Below are 19,295 nucleotides of genomic sequence, written 5' to 3' on the forward strand. Positions count from 1 at the left end.
ATATGTCACGAAAATTTGAACTAAAAGATTACCGTAATATCGGAATTATGGCCCATATTGATGCCGGAAAAACAACAACAACCGAAAGAATTTTATTCCACACTGGTAAAATTCACAAAATTGGTGAAACTCATGACGGAGTTAGCCAAATGGACTGAATGGAACAAGAAAAAGAACGTGGAATTACAATAACTTCTGCGGCAACAACCGCTTTTTGAAAAGGTAAAAGAATTAACATAATTGACACCCCAGGACACGTTGATTTTACCGTTGAGGTTGAACGTTCACTCCGGGTTCTTGATGGAGCAGTTGCTGTTCTTGATGCCCAATCAGGTGTTGAACCCCAAACTGAAACTGTTTGAAGACAAGCAACAACTTATGGTGTTCCCCGTGTTGTTTATGTTAATAAAATGGATAAAGCTGGTGCTAATTTTGAGGCTTCAATTGAATCTGTGCGCACTAAATTAAACGGTAATGCCGTGGCAATTCAGCTAAATATTGGTGCTGAAGCTGATTTTAGCGGAATTATTGACCTTGTTGAAATGAAAGCTTATAACTACGATGGTCAAAAAGAAGAAGTTGAATACGAAATTCCAATTCCAAGTGAATTACAAGACAAAGCTGCCCTAATGCGTCTTGCACTAGCAGAAGCAGTTGCTGACTATGATGAAAATTTATTTAATGATCTTCTTGAAGAAAAAGAAATTTCAGTTGATCAATTAAAAGCAGCAATTCGTAAAGCAACAATTAGCGGTAATTTTTTCCCGGTTGTTTGTGGTTCATCTTTTAAAAACAAAGGTGTAAAGAAAATGATCGATGCTGTTATTGATTATTTACCTTCACCACTTGATGTTCCGCCAGTTAAAGCTTTTCGCGATGATCAAGAAATTACAATTCAAGCCGATGACAATGAAGAATTTTCTGCCTTAGCTTTCAAAATTATGAACGACCCTTTTGTTGGTTCACTAACTTTCTTCCGTGTTTATTCAGGAAGTCTGACAAAAGGAACTTACATAATTAACTCAACTAAAGGGAAAAAAGAACGTGTTGGCCGTATTTTAGCAATGCATGCTAATTCACGTGAAGAAATTAACGAAGTTCGTACTGGTGATATTGGTGCGTTTGTTGGACTCAAAGACACAACAACAGGTGATACACTAATTTCTGAAAAGTCCAAAACTTTTGTGCTTGAAAAAATGAGTTTTCCTGAACCTGTTATTTCCCAGTCACTTGAACCATTTTCAAAAGCTGAAGTTGAAAAACTAGCTAATGCCCTCCAAAAACTTGCAAACGAAGATCCAACTTTCAAAACTTGAACCGACACTGAAACTGGACAAACAATTATTGCCGGAATGGGAGAATTACACCTTGATATTATTGTTGACCGGCTAAAACGTGAATTTAACGTGCAAGCACGTGTTGGAAAACCACAAGTTTCTTACCGTGAAACAATTACAAAATCTGCTGAAGTTGAAGGAAAATACATCAAACAATCAGGTGGACGTGGACAATATGGTCATGTTTGAATTAAATTTGAACCTAATCCAGAAGAAGGCTTTGACTTTATTGATAAAATTGTCGGTGGAAAAATTCCAAAAGAGTATATAAAATCAATTCAAAAAGGTCTTGAAGAAAAAATGCAAGCCGGAATTTTGGCCGGATATCCTTTAATTAATGTAAGAGCAACTTTATTTGATGGTTCTTTCCACGAAGTTGACTCTTCAGAAATGGCCTTTAAAATTGCCGCTTCAAAAGCGCTTTCACGTGCTCGTGATGCCGTTGGAACTGTTTTACTTGAGCCAATTATGGACGTTTCTGTTTTTGCCCCTGCCGAATATGCCGGAGACGTTATGGGTGACTTATCACGTCGTCGTGGACTTGTTCGTGAACAAGAAACTAGATCTGATGGAGCAAATGTTATTCGTGGACATGTTCCTTTAGCAGAAATGTTTGGATATTCAACCCAATTACGTTCAATGACATCAGGGCGTGGAACTTACCAAATGCAATTTGATCACTATGAAGTTGTTCCAAAAAATATTTCTGATGTAATTGTTAAACAACGGGCAATCAAATCTGACGACTAAAAGTTATTCCCGATTTTCCCTGTTTGATAAGATAATCTTAAAAAGGTGCCAAAACTGGGCACCTTTTTAATTTTTTTGGCAAAATCAGGATAAATAACTATCAAAGCAAAAACATGAATTTTAAATCTAACACTCATGAATGCAAAATCTACTTATTAATAAAATAAAGCAATCTAAAAAAGTTAAAATTCTAACTAAAAAAGCCAAATTATGAATTTTTAAACTACTTTTTTAGTTTAAAACACTAAAAAAATCATAAAAAAATACAACTACTATTTAAACTCAATGCAAATAGAAAACTCATTTTTATTTAAATTGAGCCTAAAAAAATATATGAAGTTTTGAAAGAACAATAATTAAAAGCCATAAATTTGTAGATTTCTAAACGGGTAAATTTAAGGCATTCCATCATATTTAAAAATATAATGGATAATTCGCACTGTCTGATTTTTTTATGCAAAAAACATAACTGATCCCTCCTTAATTCAATATCAAAATTATTAATTATTCTTAAGTGTTGTTTATTATAACATAACTTTATTTTTGAGCAAGCATTTTTTTTTTTTTTTTTTGAAAAAGGTTAAGTTTAAAGTAATAAAAATTAAGATTTTAACGTCAAAAAACACGGATTTACCGGTATTTTTGCATATTTGTATTCAATAAAAAGTGAATTTTTGCCATCAAACTGGGAAACTCAGGTAAAGTTAATCCCGAGTTTCCCAGTTTGATGAGATAATCTTAAAAAGTGTCCGGTTTTGGGGACTTTTTTCACTTTTTTGGCAAAAGTTAATTACAATTTTTTTTACCGATTTATTAAGATATCAAAGTAAAAATCATACCTATTTCAAATATCTGGATCACTAGGAACACCATCACGATTTTTAAATACCATTTGCTGATCTAAAGTGTTAAATTCAACCCTGTGTCTTAATTTTTGCAACATCGTTATTAAACCAACTTCAGTTAATTGACTGTTTGCAAATAACTTGTTATCGCTAATATGTTTGTTGATTTTAAAAACTATAGTTTTTAAAATAACTAGTGAGATAAAACACAAAAGCGTATGAGCTAGGATATGCTCGTCAATACTTAAAAATACAGGACGAATATTCAATAAACCTTTTAGACTTCTAAAATTAGGTTGAATATTTGACTGTTTTTGGTATTTTTCAACTATCTCTAAGACATTCGAATTTAGCAGATTTGTTTCATAAACATAGTAACCATCAAATTGTTTGTCCTTGTCAATTTTACTTTGATCTAATTCAAATTTCATGTTTGAAATTTGCTTAAAATATTTAGGTTTTTTACCAAACAATTTGTTTAGTTCAATAAAACCGTCTTTATTTTGTTTTTTAATAAAACTTTGGATTTGCTCTTGGCGAGGTTTGCTGTCTTTTATTGCTCTTTTTGTACTGTAAGTAATAATTCTTCTTCTAATATTTTCGTTGTATCTTTTATTTTTATAAGATGAATAAAATTCTTCCTTTTTATACTTAAAATCCGCATTTACATCAACATAATCGCTTGGATCTAGTAAATAATTTTTGAACGTTTGACTGGCTACCTTTGCACGATAAGAAATAATGAAATTATATTCTTTTGATTCAAGAAATCGAATATTTGCAGCAGTCAACATGCCACGATCAGCGATTATTGTCATATTTTTGATATTATATTTGGATTCAACATCTAATACAAAGGGGATTAATGTACTAGAATCGCCGGTATTTGCTTTAAAAACTTTAATATGAAAAGGAATACCATTTTTATCACACGCTAAGCCAATGACAATTTGATCTTCTTTGAATTTAGCATCTTTAGAGTAACCAGGAATTCTTAATCCATTTCTTTCAAAAGTCTCAAAATAGATTGTTGATGAATCAAAATAAAATTCATCGCCTCTTTCTCCAAGTTCGCTTATAACCATTTTGTTGACACTATTTAAAAGTTGATTTTGTGACTCAAAGACAAGATCTAAGAGTTTATAAAAGCTATTTTTGGAAGTATTTATTTGATTTGAATAATCATCCTTTTTATCAAAAGCATTAATAATGCTGCCAGGATCAGTGTTCCGCTTTAAAATTAAGTAGTTAAAAATTTCTTTCATATTTTTATGTCTACTTTTAGGAAGTGATTCAAAAATATTGTGCTTTTCAATAAATTTTTCAATTAATTCCCCGCCAACAGAAACCGAACCTTCGATTATGGTGGAATTTTTAATAGAATCAAGTAAAACAGTCTTGACTTTATCCTTGTCATCTAAATTTGAAAACAATTTCAATTTTTCTTTGATAATTTGAATAGCATTTGGATTAATTTTTTCCAAAGTCTGCAGATTTCCTAAACTAAATCAACGTTTTGGACCTTTGCCATAACCTTGTGCTCAGCCAACATATTTATATGGTTTATCTTTTGAAGATCCTCAAACATTAAATAAAATCAAATTTTCCTTTTTCATAGTGTATAATTATACCATAAAAATTAATTTAAAATAGTAATTAATTGTAATTAAGGTATTACGATCAAGAAAGACAGAATTACGGGAATTTTTTGCGTACTAATATTCACTAAAAAAGCAATTTTCACCATCAAACTGGAAAACTCGGGGAAAATAACTATCAAAGCAAAAACACTAAATTTTAAATCTAACACTCACAAAAGAAAAATCTACTTATTAATCAAATAAAGCAAACTAAAAAAGCAAAACCACAAAAAAATACATCTGCTATTTAAACTCAATGTAAATAGAAAACTCGTTTTTACTTACATTGAGCCTAAAAAAATATATGAAGTTTTGAAAGAACAATAACCAAAAGCCCTAAATTTATAGATTTCTAAACGGGTAAATTTAAGGCATACCATCATATTTAAAAATATAATGGATAATTCGCATTTTCTGATTTTTTTATGATAAAAAACATATCTAATTCCCCCTTAATTCAATATCAAAATTTATTAATTATTCTTAGTGAGTGTAATTATAGCAGAAATTTTTTTTAGACCAAACATTTTTTTTTTTTTTTTGCAAAAGGTTAATTTTAAAATAATAAAGATTAAGATTTTAGCATCAAAAAACCTGGATTTATGGGTATTTTTGCTTATTTGTATCCAATAAAAATTAATTTTTGCCATCAAACTGGGAAACTCGGGAAGAATTTGCAACAAAAAAACTACCGATTGGTAGTTTTTTATTTAATTTAAAATTTAATTGAATAAATAATTTTTAAATTAAACTTTAATAAAAGGAGCAACATTTAAAAAATTAAATAAACTTGGACTTGATCCTAGATTCATTACTACTTGAGAAGTAGCAACAGTAGCGGTTGTACCAGCTGACTGTGCAGTTTGTATATTTTTTAATGCTTTTGAAAGTTCTTCAACAGATGCTAGCGCTTTTTGCAATTTTTCTGGCGCATCTTTTAATGCATCAATTTGTGTTTTAAGAGAATCTAGATCTAAATTTGCAAGTTTATCAAAACCTTCTTGGAATTTTTTGATTTGCTCTGAGTCCAATTTTGAAAAAGTTTTTTGAAATTCTTCAAATGACGCCTTGATTTTATCAATTTCGAAATTTTCAATTTGCTTTTTAAATAAAAAGTATAAAGTAGCAATTATTATTGCAAACAGGAGAATATTTCCAACAATAACAGCCAAGACTGTCGATATAAATCTTCCGATTTTACTCACTTATTCCTCCATAAATTTGTGAATTAAATTTTAATTTTTACTCTTTTTCTATGATTCACCATCCTTATTTTCATTTAGTTCTTTTTTTGATTCTTCATTAGTTTCATTTTGTTTCTCTGTTGTTTCAACTTTTTCTTCAATTTTTTCTTCTGTTTTTTCTTCTGTTTTTTCTTCTGTTTTTTCGCTGTTATATTCAATTAACTTGTCAACAACTTTTTTGTTTGTTATGTTAATTTGAATTTCGCTATGCGGAATTGTTTCGTTCAGTTCTTCGACAGATTTACCTGTGAATTTTGACAAGAGAGCAATTTGCTCGTCATAATCTTGCTGAGTTGGAACTAATCCCTCAAGTTTTGCAATTTCGGCAAAAATAAAGGAATTTTTAAGTAATTTTCTCGCTTCGGCCTCAAGCTGATTATGAATATCTTGCTCAGTGAATTTTGTAATTCGGCAATATTCCTCAAGAGTAAATCCTTGTTGTTTTAAAGTTGAATTAAAAGTTTCATTTAAACGACTAACTTCAGCATTAACTAATTTAGTTGCAAGTGGAATTTCAACTTGATCAACAATTTCGATAAGTGCATTTTTTTGAAACTCAATTCGTGCTTTTTCAGTATTTTCACGTTTTGTAAGATCTTCAAGATAAACTTCAAGTTGGCTAATTGTTTCAACATTTGGAATTTTTAATGAAGCAACAAAATCATTAGTCAATTTAGCAGGTTGACTTTCTTTGATTCTGTTGATTTTTACATGAAATCTTGCCTTTTTACTTGCATAAGCTGGAACGTGGTAATCTTCAGGAAAAACCACATGAATATCGGCTTCTTTTTCAATTTCTAACCCAACTAGTTGTTCTTCAAAACCGGAAATAAAGCTATTTGAACCAATTCGAAGCTCAAAGTCTTGGGCTTCTCCACCTTCAAAAGGTTCATCATCAATAAAGCCTTTAAAATCAAAATTAATAATATCTCCCATTTTTACAGGACGATTTACATTAACAAATTTCCCTTTTGATTCTAAAAGTTTTTGCTTTTGGATTTCAATGTCATCTTTTGTCACTTGTTTTACAGCGTATTTTGTCTTAAGATTTTGGTATTCAGGAAGCTTAATTTCAGGATAAACAGGGTAGAGAAACTCGATTTCTAAGGTGTTTTTGTCCATTTGAACAATATTAAAGACTGGCGATTCAATAACATTATCACTATCCATTACATTAGAAAAAGCTTGTTTTTCAAGTTCTGGTAAGTACATTCTAAGCGCTAATTCAAAAACTGCCTGTGGATTTAAATATGGGCGGGCTTTTTCTAATGGCACTTTCCCTTTTCTAAAACCGCGTAATGACACTTTTGCAACTTGTCTTTTTTCAGCTTTATCGTAATATTCAACTCATTTTTGCGGATCAGCTACTAACTTAATTTTAAGTTCGGCACTATTAGGTAAAAATTCACGTGTTATCATTAATAATAATCCTTAAATTGTTATATAAAAGTAAAATAAAACTAATTATAATTTAAATTATATAAATTTGTTTAAAATTTAAAAAAATAATAAAAAACTTAGCTTTTTCTCCTAGATTTTTAGGCAAATCTATTTATTTAAAAACTAAGGGTAATAATTTATTATTATCTAGGTTTTTATTTTTACTTAAATTATAATTTATTATTGCAAAATTTAAAAAATTTTTATGCTGTTTTTTGAAATTTCTTTTATTTTTTCAATGGCAAAATCTAAACTTGCTTGTATAATTTCAGATCTACTTCCGGTAAAATTCAGTTCTCAGACTTCATCGTTAATCGCAATAAATACTTGTCCGAGTTTGCCATCTTGAACTGTAGGGCCAGCATTTCCGGTCAAAGCAATTGCATATTTGGTTTGAAAAAAATCAAGACCGTATTTAGCCATTTTTAGGGCTGTTTTGGCATTAGTTACACCGTTTTTTGTATCAATACCGATTTTTTCCTTAATTTCATTTTGATAACAAACAAGTCCGCCGGCAAAAAATTTACTTGCACCGGGTTTTTTTACAATTTCAGCAGCAAGAGCACCTCCAGTTAAAGATTCAACCGTAGCAATGCTAAATGGTTTATTGGCCATTAATCAGTCCTTTTTATTAAATGTTTTGCTAGTTGAGCAAAAATTACATTTAAATTCAATTTTTTTATATTTTTCAATTAAAAAATAAACATCTTCTTGACTTAAAAGTTTCAAATTTGCTTCAAAATTTGCCTTTTTACAGTTACAAATATAATCCCAATTTTGGAAGTCAACCTGATTAAAATTTGAAAAAAAGCTCATGAAATCCGTCATTTTTTCATTTTCTAGTCAGCCTTCTACCTCTTGTATTTCTTCTTCAGAATGATTAGGTAAAAGCTGAATAATTAAGGATTGGGCTTTTGTTATTTTTGTATTTTCATCAAGTTCAATTAAATTTTTTACTACTGAATTAATTTGCTGAGATTGGTGAAAATAATACGCTAAATCAGTGATAAAATCACCTTTTTGAAGCTTAACTTGTCCTGAATAATTAGTTTTTTTTGTAAATTGGTTAATTTTTAAAAAACCAGAAGTTCCAATATATGAACTTACAAGTAGGTTTGTGCTGTAATTTTTGAAAACATGAGCCGGAATTTCAAAATTATTTGCTGAAAAACTAGCACGAATTTGACCTTTCTTATTTGTTTCAAGAACTAATGACTCAACAGTTTCAGAATTAATTTTAACAGAAAATCCAGTTGTTTTTTCCTTAATCAAAGTTGGGAGTGGACCAAAAACATTAATAAAACTTGCTAAAATAAGCGAACTAATATTACTTAACTTGTGAATATTAATCGCTTTATTAACAATTTCAGTCATTTCTGAGGCAACTATCAGAATATTTTTGTGCAAATAAATCTTAGAATATGATGGCATGATTATATTTTTTTATTTTGTTTAGATATTGAATTTGTTCATTTTTCTCAAAGTTGTTTTCACTCTTGTTCATTTTCACAACTTAAATACTCAAGAATTTGAGCATCAACTATAGGGTCAAAACTTGGCGAAATACCTAACTTTGTATAAAAATTATACCATTTTTTAATTTTTTCTATATCATCCATAACTTGAGATTCATTAACATCAAAAGTATAAGATTTTATATGTCTTTTTTTTATAGGAAATTCTTTGGGATTTTCGTAGTCATCTTCTTCTAAAAATGTTGCTACAATTGCATATTTTTCAGCATTTTTTAAAAATGCATATAATTGGGCTTGTTTTATGTATTTTTGCGGTAAATTTTCCCCTTTTTTACCTCACCTTTCAAAATTTTTCAAGCCGGTTGTTTTAATTTCGATTATTATATTAGTTTTTTTGATAAAACCATCAGGAATTCCGCCAATAATTGGATCATCTCTAAAATAATCATAATTATATTTTTCGGGAGGAAAAGTTTCAATTTCTAGATCTAATTTTTCAGAAATGGCTTTAATGACAAGAGGTTCAATTGCAACTCCGGCGTCAATATATTTAGTGTCTAAAATTGGCATATCCAATTTTGAAATTTTGACAAAAGCTCGAAAAGGGGAGCTAAAACTATCAAGTCCGAGCACTTCTCCAATTAAAGTTCCACCAATTTTTTTAAAACCGGTGTTAAAACCAAACTTTTTGTTAAGTAATTTCTCATGAAAAGCAGGATTAAGAATTAAAACCCGTTTTTCATGGTCAATAAAATATTCTTTTTTATTATAAAATTTACGATTTGTATACATATGTGTCCTAAAGTCAAGGTTGTAAACTAATAAGTGCGAGCGAAATTCCGATAATAATTATCAGAAACACATTTACTTTTCGCAAATACAAAATAAAAACTGTTATAGACCAAAAAATTGCAAATAAAATAAAAACTCAAAGTCTTCAACCGCTTATAAAATCACTTACTTCTTTTGTGACAAAATATCCATTATTAGAATTAAAAGCATAATTTACAAGCACTAAATTGATAAAAAGTTGAAAAGCAAGTGCTAAAATAATTCCAATAATTGCTGGCCGAAAAATTTGTGCTTTTTTTATAAAATTTGAGCCATTTTTTTGCGAAACTCTATTTAGAGCCTTTAGTCAAATTACAACTAAAAAAATTGCTGGCAGTATAAATGCCATTAAAAAAATAAATGAAAGAAATCAACCTAAAACTCCAAAATCTGCAATTAAAAATCCAGTAACTGCGGCCAATTTAATTGAAAAAACACCTGGTGTTGAATTTGCGACAGTGAAAATTTGATTAATTTGTTCTTGATCAATTTCAAGACCTAGCTCTCCAAGTTGTAATCAAAACCAATTAAAAACAGGCATAAAAACTTGCCCGCCACCAAAGACAATTAAACTAATAACTGCTATCCCCAAAATTGTTAAACTAATTAGTAAAATCACGTTTTTTCTTTCATTTTTTAAACAAAAATAAAACTGAATATATAAAGATAATTACTAAAATTGGGACAATCGCTAAATTATACGGGCTTGGAACAAAAAAACAATATGCAAAACTTAATAATAAAACGGTGTAATAAACTAATTTATTCATTGAATTTTTGTCTTTTTTTCAATAAATATAACAAAATCCAAGTAAAATTCCGATAATTGTTGAAAAAATTGCTAAGTTAAAAGTGACTAAATATCTTGAAGGTAAATTTTTTACTAAAATAAATAAAGTAAAAAACAATAAAATATGCGGGAAAATTCCCAAAACTGTTGCTATAACACCCCAAAAAGCGCCTAATTTTTTAATGCAAACTAATGCCATCATTTGAAGCGATGAAGGTCCGGGGAGCAAATTGGTCAAAATTAAACCTTGATCAAAATCGCTTTTCGAAATTCATCCTTTTTTGACAACTGCCTGACTAAAAATAATAGGCATTAAAGAATTTCCTCCGCCAAAAGAAATTAAAGAAATTTTTACCACAAACCATAAAAGTGTTAAAAAATCTCTCATTTTCATATTTTTAATATTTTTTGTATTCATACTTTATAAAATAATATATTATTTTTTAAAAATGTGGTATAATTAAATCGGCCTAGAGGTGTAGTTCAATGGTAGAACAACGGGCTTCAACCCCGTATGTTGCAGGTTCGACTCCTGTCACCTCTGCCATTTTTTTTATTTTTTAAATTAAAATGTAAAAAAAATGGCAATAAATTCTAAACTTTGGATAAAAGATTTAAAATTTTTTTAAAAGATAGTCGAGTTTCGCAGTTTGATGAGATAATCTTAAAAGTGTCCAATTTTGGCAACTTTTTTAACTTTTTTGGCAAACTCAGGGAAAATAACTATCAAAGCAAAAACACTAAATTTTAAATCTAATCATCACGAAAGAAAAATCTATTTATTTATCAAACTAAAAAAGCTAAAATTTAGCTTAAAAAGCAAAATTATGAAATTTCTAAACTACTTTTTTAGTTTAAAACACAGACAAAAATCATAAAAAAAATACAACTACTATTTAAACTCAATGCAAATAGAAAACTCGTTTTTATTTGCAGCGAGCCTAAAAAACATATGAAGTTTTGAAAGAACAATAACCAAAAGCCCTAAATTTAAAGATTTCTAAACGGGTAAATTTAAGGCATTCCATTATATTTAAAAACATAATGGATAATTCGAATTTTCTGATTTTTTTATGGCAAAAACATAAGTAATTCCCCCTTAATTCTAATTTCTAAATTTATTAACTATTCTTAATTGATGTCTATTATAACATAATTTTATTTTTGACCAAGCATTTTTTTTTTTTTTTTTTTCAAAATCTTAATTTTAAAATAATAAAAATTAAGATTTTAACGTAAAAAAACCCGGATTTACAGGTATTTTTGCATATTTATTTTCGCTAAAAAGTGAATTTTAGCCATAAACTGCCAAACTCAAGAAAAATAAAAAAAATGGCAAAAATTCTAAACTTTTGATAAAAGATCTAGAATTTTTTTAAAAGATATAGGAAAGGCAATTAATCAAGATAATTTTTACCTTTTTGAACCTCAAAGCAAGACAGTCCGCTAAAATCAAGTTGACGATAAATTTCGTATGCCACGATAACAACAGAATTTGCTAAATTGAGCGATCTAGCATGAGGCGACATTGGAATTCGCAAGCATTTTTCCTTGTTTGATTTCAGAATTTCAATTGGAATTCCGGTTGATTCTCTACCAAAAATGAGGAAAATCTCGCCATTATTATTGTTAAATTCGGTTTTAAAATCTATTTGCGAATAAACTTTTTGGCCATAACGGGTTATAAAATAAAAATTTTTTGTGCTATATTTTTTTTCAAAATTTTGCCAATCACTGTGAATTTCGTGCTCAATTTCTGACAAAAGAATTCCAGCCGCTGGCCTTTTTAAGTGTTTTGGGTCTAGATCAAATGCGATAGGCTTTATTATATGCAATTTCATATTTAAAACAAAGCATGAACGGATAATATTGCCTGTATTCGGGCCTATTTCGGGCTGAAATAGCACAATGTTAATCATTTATAAACTCCAAAGTGGTAAGATATGTTGAAATTTTTGCATCTTCTGAGCCGTTATTTTTGAGAAAAAGGTCATATTCAATCTTAATAAATTCTGAATTTATTTCTAATTTTGTTAAAAGAGTATTGACTATAAGTTCCATTCCGTTAGTAATAAACATATTTTCAACATAGTTATTTAATTCAAAAAATAATGTGTTTTCGCCAGAAAATACTGTTAAATTTTTGTCAAAAATTTCAAATCTTATCATCATGTTATTTTCAGGATTTTGCGTTTCATAAACATCAGTTTCAGTGTTATTAATTATTTGCTTTGAAATGTAAATTGTGTTGATAAATTCGACCATTTTTTTGTCTTGGTCGTCAATAATAGTTCTAAGAGAAAATCTTACTTTCATTTTTTAAGCCTTTTTTGAATTATTTGTGGACCTAAAAGTCAAATTGCTCTTGCTAATTCAGGGCCAGATTCAGCTCATGTTGTTGCCAGTCGTAAAGGTAACAATAAATTTTTACCTTTTATATTTAAGGTTTGGCCAATTTCCTTGATTAAATTTTCAATTTTTGAAAATTGTCAGTCATCATAGTCAATTTTTTGTGCAAAAAGTTGAATTGGTTGCTGATTTGACTGCTCAAGTAAATCGATTATTTTTTGGCTCATTGATTCTTGGGGTTTTGTGAAAAAATCTAGATTTTCAAAAAAGTCACTGTATTTTACAGCACTTTTTTGAAATGTTTCAACAAAAAAGCGATTTCATTCGGAGTTTGTTTCAAGATTTAAATGCGGTAAAATTTGGTCTGTTTCCATTTTTGAAATGTAAGATTTTGAAAACCAGTTTAATTTTTCAGTGTCAAAATATGAAGGGGCTTTTGAAAGTCTTTTAAAATCAAATGCCTTAATTAATTCTTCGTGCTCAAAAAATTCGCGAGAATCAGCGCTAGTTCAACCTAAAAGTGCTAAAAAATTAAAAACAGCATGACTATGATAACCTTGATTTTTATAGTCCTCAATAAATTGGAAAAGTGATGAGTCTCTTTTTGACAGTTTTTTACCATTTTTATCGGTAATTATTGTAAGGTGACCAAATTCTGGTTTTTCAAATGAAAAGGCCTCATAAAGTGCAATTTGTTTCGGAGTGTTTGAAATATGCTCTTCTCCACGGAAAATATGAGTGATTTTCATGTCATAGTCATCCACAACAACAGCAAAATTATATGTTGGAAATCCGTCAGATTTTATAATAACTCAATCACTAATGGCTGAACCTTCAAAGCAAATTTTTCCGCGAACTAAATCATTTCAGCAATAATTTTTGTTTTTATCAACAGCAAATCTGATAACAAATTCGTTATTTTCTAGACGTTTTTGTTTTTCTTGGTCAGAAATTTTAAGTCAGTTTTTGTCATAGCGAAAACTAAAAATACCTTGTTTTTCTTGCTCTTTTTTTTGCTCTTCAAGTTCGCTGGCATTGTCAAAGGCATAATATGCAAAACCTTTTTGAACAAGTTCTTGGGCTAATTTTTGATAGCGGTCAATTTTTTCTGACTGACGGTATGGGCCATATTCTGAAATTGTGCCTGGTTTTTCTTCTGGAAAAATTCCAAGCCATTCTAAATTTTCAATCTGGGAGCGCTCACCGTCTTTGATATTTCTTTGAGTATCAGTGTCTTCGATTCGTAAAATAAAATCACCACCGTGATGTTTTGCAAAAAGATAATTAATAAGCGCAGTCCGAGCTCCGCCAATGTGCAAAAATCCAGTTGGCGAAGGGGCATAGCGTGTTCTAATTTTCATTTTTTCCTTTCAATTTTTAGATTGCAAAACTCAAATTATCCTATAAATTTATAGGATAATTTGAGTTTTTTTGCCAATAGGCAAATCTTGGTTTTTGATTTATATCATTTTCAATTTTGAATTCAGGAAAATTTTTTTTGAAAAAATTGACACTATCTTTGTCAATTTCAAAAAAAATTCAACCTTTATCATTCAGAAAATTATCGATTTGGTCCATTATTTTTTGATAAAATGAAAAAGGCTCAGGTTCAGAAAATAATGCAGCCTCAGGTTCAAAATTAATAACTGACTCATCAAGTTTTTGCCTTTTAAGATAGGGAGGATTTGAGACAATGATATCAAATTTTTGGCCAATAATTTTGCTAAAAAGGTCAGATTTTACAACTTTTACATCTAAATTGTTGTATTTTGCGTTTAATTTTGTTTGCAAAATTGCCTCGTCACTAATGTCAACTAAGGTAATTTTTGCTCCGCTAAATTTGGCAAGAGCAAGGCCAATAAATCCTGAGCCACAACACAAATCAAGAACAAAACTGTCTTTTTTTATGACTTTTTTTACTTTTTGCAGTAATTCCTGTGTTTCATAACGGGGAATAAAAACTTTTTGATCTAAAAAAATTCGGACATTTTCCATTTCGATAAATCCGATGATTTTTTGGACTGGATAGTTCATTTCCAACTTTAAAAGTTCAAGTTTGGAGACTTCTAAGGGTAAATTATAACGTTGTTTTTCCTTTAAAAGTTCCAATTTTCGACTATTTATCTCCATAGCTTTGCAAGATTAACTCAGCTCTTTCTTGAGATAATAAGGCTTCAATTATTGGATTTAGACTTCCTTGGATGACCGGTTTTAAAGAACAAGAAAATCCTATTCGGTGGTCGGTGAGCCTGTCTTGAGGGTAGTTATAAGTTCTAATTTTTTCAGAACGAGCCCCTGATCCCGCGAGTTTGCGAAAATTAGCTTGTGTTTCAAGTCTTTTTTGAACTTCCAAGTTATAAATTTTTGACCTCAAAATTCCCATGGCTATTTCTTTGTTACCAATTTGGGATCTTTCATCTTGAGAAGTTACGACAATTCCAGTGGGAATATGGGTAATTCTAACAGCCGAATCAGTGGTATTTACAGACTGACCGCCTGCCCCTGAAGAGCGATAAGTGTCAATTTTAAGATCAGAAGGGTTAATTTCGACTTCAATTTTGCTGTCAATTTTTGGCATCACGGTAACTGTGGCAGTTGAGGTGTGAATTCTGCCCATTGTTTCAGTCTCAGGAACTCGTTGAACACGATGGACACCTGATTCAAATTTAAGTTTTGAGTATATATTTTGACCAGAAATTTGGAAAAAAATCTGTGAAAAACCGCCAGCAAGTGCAAGTGATGAGCTAAGAACTTTAACTTTTGCCCTTTGGGAATCGGCTCATTTTTGGTACATACGAAAAAGATCGCCAACAAAAATGTTAGCCTCGTCACCCCCAGCAGCTCCGCGAATTTCAACAATTACGTCTTTATCGTCATTTTCATCTTTTGGAAGCATTAAAATTAAGAGTTTTTCCTCAAGTGCTTCAATATTTTTGTTGGCGGTTGCAATTTCAGATTTTGCTAAATGTTGTAATTCTGGGTCTTTTTCTTGACTAAGAAGTATTTTTGCATCTTCAAGTGTTTGCTGATTTTTTAAAAGTAAATCAAATGTCAAAGAAATTTCTTCAATTGAAGAAATTTCTTTTGCGATTTCTAAATATTTTTTTTGATTATTGATTACTTCATCAGTTAGCAAAAGCTGACTTAAGTCTTGATATTTTTTGTGAATTTTTTCTAAAGAGTCTAAAAATTTTTTTTCCATTGTTAGTTCAACCTACGTTTTTATTTTTAAAATTTTAAATTTTTTTTATAAATTTTAAAAATAAAAGTTAAATATCGGCGGTTGCTTGAGGATTTTGATTGCTAGAAAATTTAAGCCAACGCGCTGAGTGAGCTAGTCTTTCAATTTGGGCTGGATCCTCAAGGGAAAAAACTTTTTCTGAAGTTTTGTCCAAATCAGTTTGAATGTCTTTTGTTTGAGCAAGTCATTTTGCTAAAACTGTTGGATTATTATCAATTTTTACACCAATTGGGTCAAATTGGCCAATTCCTTTAACAAGTTGACTTCTCCCCGGAGTGGTCTGCGGGAAATATCCTCCCCAAAAAATACCGATAACTTGGTTATATTCATTTACAACGAGCGAACCAGACATTCCACGTCCACCACGAAGTCCGGGAAGTGAAATTGAAGTTGCACCTTGGAAAGATTTAGGCGAATTATCTTGCTTGAATTGATTGTCTTTTTTTAGCTCGTCCACTGTAACAAATGAATTTTTATCGTCAGTAATTCAGTCAAATCCACCTAAAAAACCACCTAAATAAGCATGCAGTGGTAAAGCTGATTCAATTTTTGAGGTCTTAAGTTGGCTTCCTTTTGTAAAAGTAGGGAGAAATTTATTTGTTACTAAAACATCAAGTGGAGCCTCATTGTAATGTCGAACAGCATCGGGAATATTTTTTATGTATTGTTCTTCACCAAAAGGGTTAAAATCTAGAAAAGGAATGCCAATATTAAATGGATTTTTTATCTGTTCATCATCAGGAAAAGTTACTTCAATTATTGCAATATCGCGAAATTCTCCCTTTACAGGCGTATCTAGGCCAATTGGATTAATTTTTAAATTATTTCAGAATTTTTTTGACTCAGAGTTTATATACTGAAATCCTTCAGGAGGTAAAAAATCTCTGTTTGCTTCAGTTTTTGAAATTCGATCAAAACGACGGAATAAATTAGTATCATCAAAACTAATGTCATTTAATTTTTCCAAATTTCCATCAAGTAAATAGGAAAATGAATAAATTTGATCCGGCTTGTTAATCAAATCTGAAACAACGTGTAAATTTGTGGCAAGATAATAAGTGTTAGTAGGTAAAAATTTTCCTTCATTATCAGGGTCAGGTTTTAATTTTCGATCAAAAACTCAAGCTGTTCCTGAGGTAATTCGGGTTGTATTTGAATTAGTTCTTGGGTCAAAAGCATTTGAACGTAACTGAATTACCATTGATCTTGAACGCAATGAGTCATTAATTATATTTTTTTCAAGAACTTTTGCGCCAAAATCTTCAATAATATTTTTACTTTCATTAGTGTTGGTAAATTTTACGTTGATTTTGTAATAGTCTTGAACTGAATTACCAAAGTGAAATGAAACTCCTGACTTATCAATTTTAAAATCAGCTAATGAAGCAAAACTATAATTTAATTTTTCAAAATTGCTTAATTCACCAGTATTTTTAAAAAGTGTTGGTTCTAATAGTGTTTTTTTGATTGCTTGACCAAAAAGTGGCCATAAAAGTGCATCACTTGAGGAGTTTAAACTTTGAGAAATATTTTTTAATTTTTCTGAAATATTTGTTGTAGTAGGTAATTTATATCAAGAATCAATAAAGTTAAAATTTATTTGACTTGTAAATTCGCTTGAGGCAAATATCTTATTATATGAGTTAAACCCTTCAACTTTAATAATTTGACCAGGGCTTGTTGGGCCTGAAGTTAAGTCGTTTTCTTTTGGAGTTAAAATTAGGTAAAAATCACCATTTTGATCATTTGAAAGTGAGGGAACTTTTTTGATGTGATACATTGAGTGATTTAAATCACCAAAATCGATATATTTAGATAATGTCTCACCTGAATTTTCAGAGGAATTTATTAAAAAAGATGGCAAAAAGTTAGAATACTCATCTTTAAGTTTGAAACTTTTAATTTCAGTTAATTTTTTTAGATTGTGATTTGACTTAACTTTTAATTTTACAATTTTTGAAACAAAATTATGGTATGTATCATGATAAATTGACAAGACAACATCAACAGTTCCAGTTTGGGCATCATATGAGTCCTTTAAAATTGTTGCTTTTAAATAATAGAAATTTTTAACCTTTAAACGATAAGGATTTTTGGCAATATCTTGAATGTTTGGGACTGACTGTTGTTCGCTTGAAACATCAAATTGATCTGAATTTCTAAGCTTAGTTATGTCAATTTTTTCAAAATTTGATGGTAAATTTATATGGTCTCAAATATCTGAGTCAGATTTTAATGAGTCAATATCAAAAGTTTCTTGATTTTTTAGTTGTAAAGTTTCTATTTTTTCAAAAGCGGTTTGAATTCTTTCTTTATAAGCATAAATTCCGGTTTGATTGGTTTCAAAGCCGGTAATAACAAACTCTTTTGATTGAACCAAAGTTTTTGAGTCTTTATTATAGGAATCAATCTTAACTTTAATTGAACCGTAAAAATCATTAGCAGAATTTGTAACTGGGGTAATTTTTAAGTCAAATTTTGAATTTAAGTCATGATTATCAACGCCTGGAATAAAAGTTCAAAGAATTGCTGAATTTAAAAATGAACTTCTATTGTTAAACACGCGACGAGTTATTCCATTCAAATTATCATCTAAATCTAAGGTTGAATACTCTTTTAAAAAATCAGATGCCTTAAGTTTGCTACCTAAAGCCACTTTACCTGAAATTATTGAATCTAAAGGGGTCTTTAGATTAAGTTCTTGATCTCAAGGGTTTGGTTGGCCTATTTCCAGTGTACCCTTAAGAACTCTTTCAACCGCACCAAGTGGTGTGCAAGATGCGATAAAAAATGTAGTTGAAATTCCAACTAGCGGGAGAATTTTAATTAGTATTTTTTTCAAAGATTTATTTTGTTTTTTTGCCATGATTGATATAATTATATTATAATTATCTTTAAAACAATAAATTTTAAAAACTTTTTACGGCTCATTGGTGGAATGGTAGACACGGCAGACTCAAAACCTGCTGCAGCAATGCGTATCGGTTCGAGTCCGATATGAGCCACCAAATATAGTATACCTCTCATATTATTAATTTAATTATAAATAATTTAAAGAAAAGCACTCTGACTTGGAGTGCTTTTCTTTAAATTTGAACTGTTAAATTCAACACTTTGTCTTAATTTTTGCTATCAAACTGACAAACCCAGGAAAAATAACTATCAAAGAAAAACACTGAATTCTAAATCTAACACTCATGAATACAAAATCTACTTATTAATCAAACTAAAAAAGCTAAAATTTTGCTTAAAAAGTAAAATTATGGAATTTTTAAACTACTTTTTTAGTTTAAAACACTAACAAAAATCATAAAAAATACAACTACTATTTAAACTCAATGCAAATAGAAAAC

At 29.7% G+C, this 19,295-nt stretch carries 14 protein-coding genes and 2 tRNA genes; 3 read left to right on the forward strand and 13 right to left on the reverse strand.

Annotation, left to right across the window (positions count from 1 at the left end; translation table 4 throughout):
- Positions 1-2: 2 nt before the first annotated feature.
- On the forward strand, positions 3-2,087 hold the full coding sequence (fusA, locus tag R7X45_RS02450) for an elongation factor G (RefSeq protein ID WP_313359426.1): 2,085 nt from the start codon (positions 3-5) through the stop codon (positions 2,085-2,087).
- 802 nt (positions 2,088-2,889) lie between these two features.
- Here the strand turns inward: fusA and R7X45_RS02455 are convergent.
- The 7 genes from R7X45_RS02455 to R7X45_RS02485 form a co-directional block, all read right to left on the reverse strand.
- Complete coding sequence (locus R7X45_RS02455) at positions 2,890-4,548, reverse strand: IS1634 family transposase (RefSeq protein WP_318055784.1); 1,659 nt, start codon at positions 4,546-4,548, stop codon at positions 2,890-2,892.
- Positions 4,549-5,318: 770 nt separating this feature from the next.
- Positions 5,319-5,777, reverse strand: coding sequence for a hypothetical protein (locus R7X45_RS02460; RefSeq protein WP_318055785.1), 459 nt, complete (start codon positions 5,775-5,777; stop codon positions 5,319-5,321).
- 48 nt (positions 5,778-5,825) lie between these two features.
- Positions 5,826-7,235 (reverse strand): trigger factor, encoded by a 1,410-nt coding sequence (tig, locus tag R7X45_RS02465; protein ID WP_313359423.1) that lies wholly within the window; start codon positions 7,233-7,235, stop codon positions 5,826-5,828.
- A gap of 213 nt (positions 7,236-7,448) precedes the next feature.
- Positions 7,449-8,687, reverse strand: a complete 1,239-nt coding sequence (locus R7X45_RS02470; protein ID WP_318055786.1) for an Hsp33 family molecular chaperone HslO — start codon at positions 8,685-8,687, stop codon at positions 7,449-7,451.
- A 2-nt stretch (positions 8,688-8,689) separates the two neighbouring features.
- The gene (locus tag R7X45_RS02475; protein WP_318055787.1) at positions 8,690-9,523 is read right to left on the reverse strand and encodes an MAGa7180 family putative nuclease; all 834 of its coding nucleotides are present in this window, start codon (positions 9,521-9,523) and stop codon (positions 8,690-8,692) included.
- Between the two features lie 7 nt (positions 9,524-9,530).
- Positions 9,531-10,181, reverse strand: coding sequence for a chromate transporter (locus tag R7X45_RS02480; protein WP_318055788.1), 651 nt, complete (start codon positions 10,179-10,181; stop codon positions 9,531-9,533).
- Entirely contained in the window at positions 10,165-10,746 is a 582-nt protein-coding gene (locus R7X45_RS02485) for a chromate transporter (protein WP_318055789.1), read from the reverse strand. Before R7X45_RS02485 ends, R7X45_RS02480 begins: the two co-directional genes overlap by 17 nt.
- Positions 10,747-10,824: 78 nt before the next feature.
- Between R7X45_RS02485 and R7X45_RS02490 the strand changes: the two genes are divergently transcribed.
- Positions 10,825-10,899 (forward strand) — tRNA-Trp (locus tag R7X45_RS02490).
- Positions 10,900-11,749: 850 nt separating this feature from the next.
- Here R7X45_RS02490 and R7X45_RS02495 read toward each other — a convergent pair.
- From R7X45_RS02495 to R7X45_RS02520, 6 genes are all read right to left on the reverse strand, one after another.
- A complete protein-coding gene (locus R7X45_RS02495; RefSeq protein ID WP_318055790.1) occupies positions 11,750-12,271 on the reverse strand; it encodes a tRNA (cytidine(34)-2'-O)-methyltransferase in 522 nt (173 codons plus the stop codon).
- Positions 12,264-12,668, reverse strand: coding sequence for a hypothetical protein (locus tag R7X45_RS02500; RefSeq protein ID WP_318055791.1), 405 nt, complete (start codon positions 12,666-12,668; stop codon positions 12,264-12,266). The genes R7X45_RS02495 and R7X45_RS02500 overlap by 8 nt, the downstream gene beginning before the upstream one ends.
- Positions 12,659-14,062 (reverse strand): glutamate--tRNA ligase, encoded by a 1,404-nt coding sequence (gltX, locus tag R7X45_RS02505; RefSeq protein ID WP_318055792.1) that lies wholly within the window; start codon positions 14,060-14,062, stop codon positions 12,659-12,661. Before gltX ends, R7X45_RS02500 begins: the two co-directional genes overlap by 10 nt.
- Positions 14,063-14,102: 40 nt before the next feature.
- Complete coding sequence (locus tag R7X45_RS02510) at positions 14,103-14,831, reverse strand: peptide chain release factor N(5)-glutamine methyltransferase (RefSeq protein ID WP_318055793.1); 729 nt, start codon at positions 14,829-14,831, stop codon at positions 14,103-14,105.
- Entirely contained in the window at positions 14,818-15,903 is a 1,086-nt protein-coding gene (gene prfA, locus R7X45_RS02515; RefSeq protein ID WP_318055794.1) for a peptide chain release factor 1, read from the reverse strand. The genes R7X45_RS02510 and prfA overlap by 14 nt, the downstream gene beginning before the upstream one ends.
- A 67-nt stretch (positions 15,904-15,970) precedes the next feature.
- Positions 15,971-18,808, reverse strand: a complete 2,838-nt coding sequence (locus tag R7X45_RS02520) for a DUF31 family putative serine protease (RefSeq protein WP_318055795.1) — start codon at positions 18,806-18,808, stop codon at positions 15,971-15,973.
- 58 nt (positions 18,809-18,866) lie between these two features.
- Here R7X45_RS02520 and R7X45_RS02525 point away from each other — a divergent pair.
- A tRNA-Leu gene (locus R7X45_RS02525) sits at positions 18,867-18,950 on the forward strand.
- Positions 18,951-19,295: the final 345 nt, after the last annotated feature.

Source organism: Mesomycoplasma ovipneumoniae (genome assembly GCF_033343935.1).
GTDB classification, from domain to species: Bacteria; Bacillota_I; Bacilli_A; order Mycoplasmatales; family Metamycoplasmataceae; genus Mesomycoplasma; species Mesomycoplasma ovipneumoniae_G.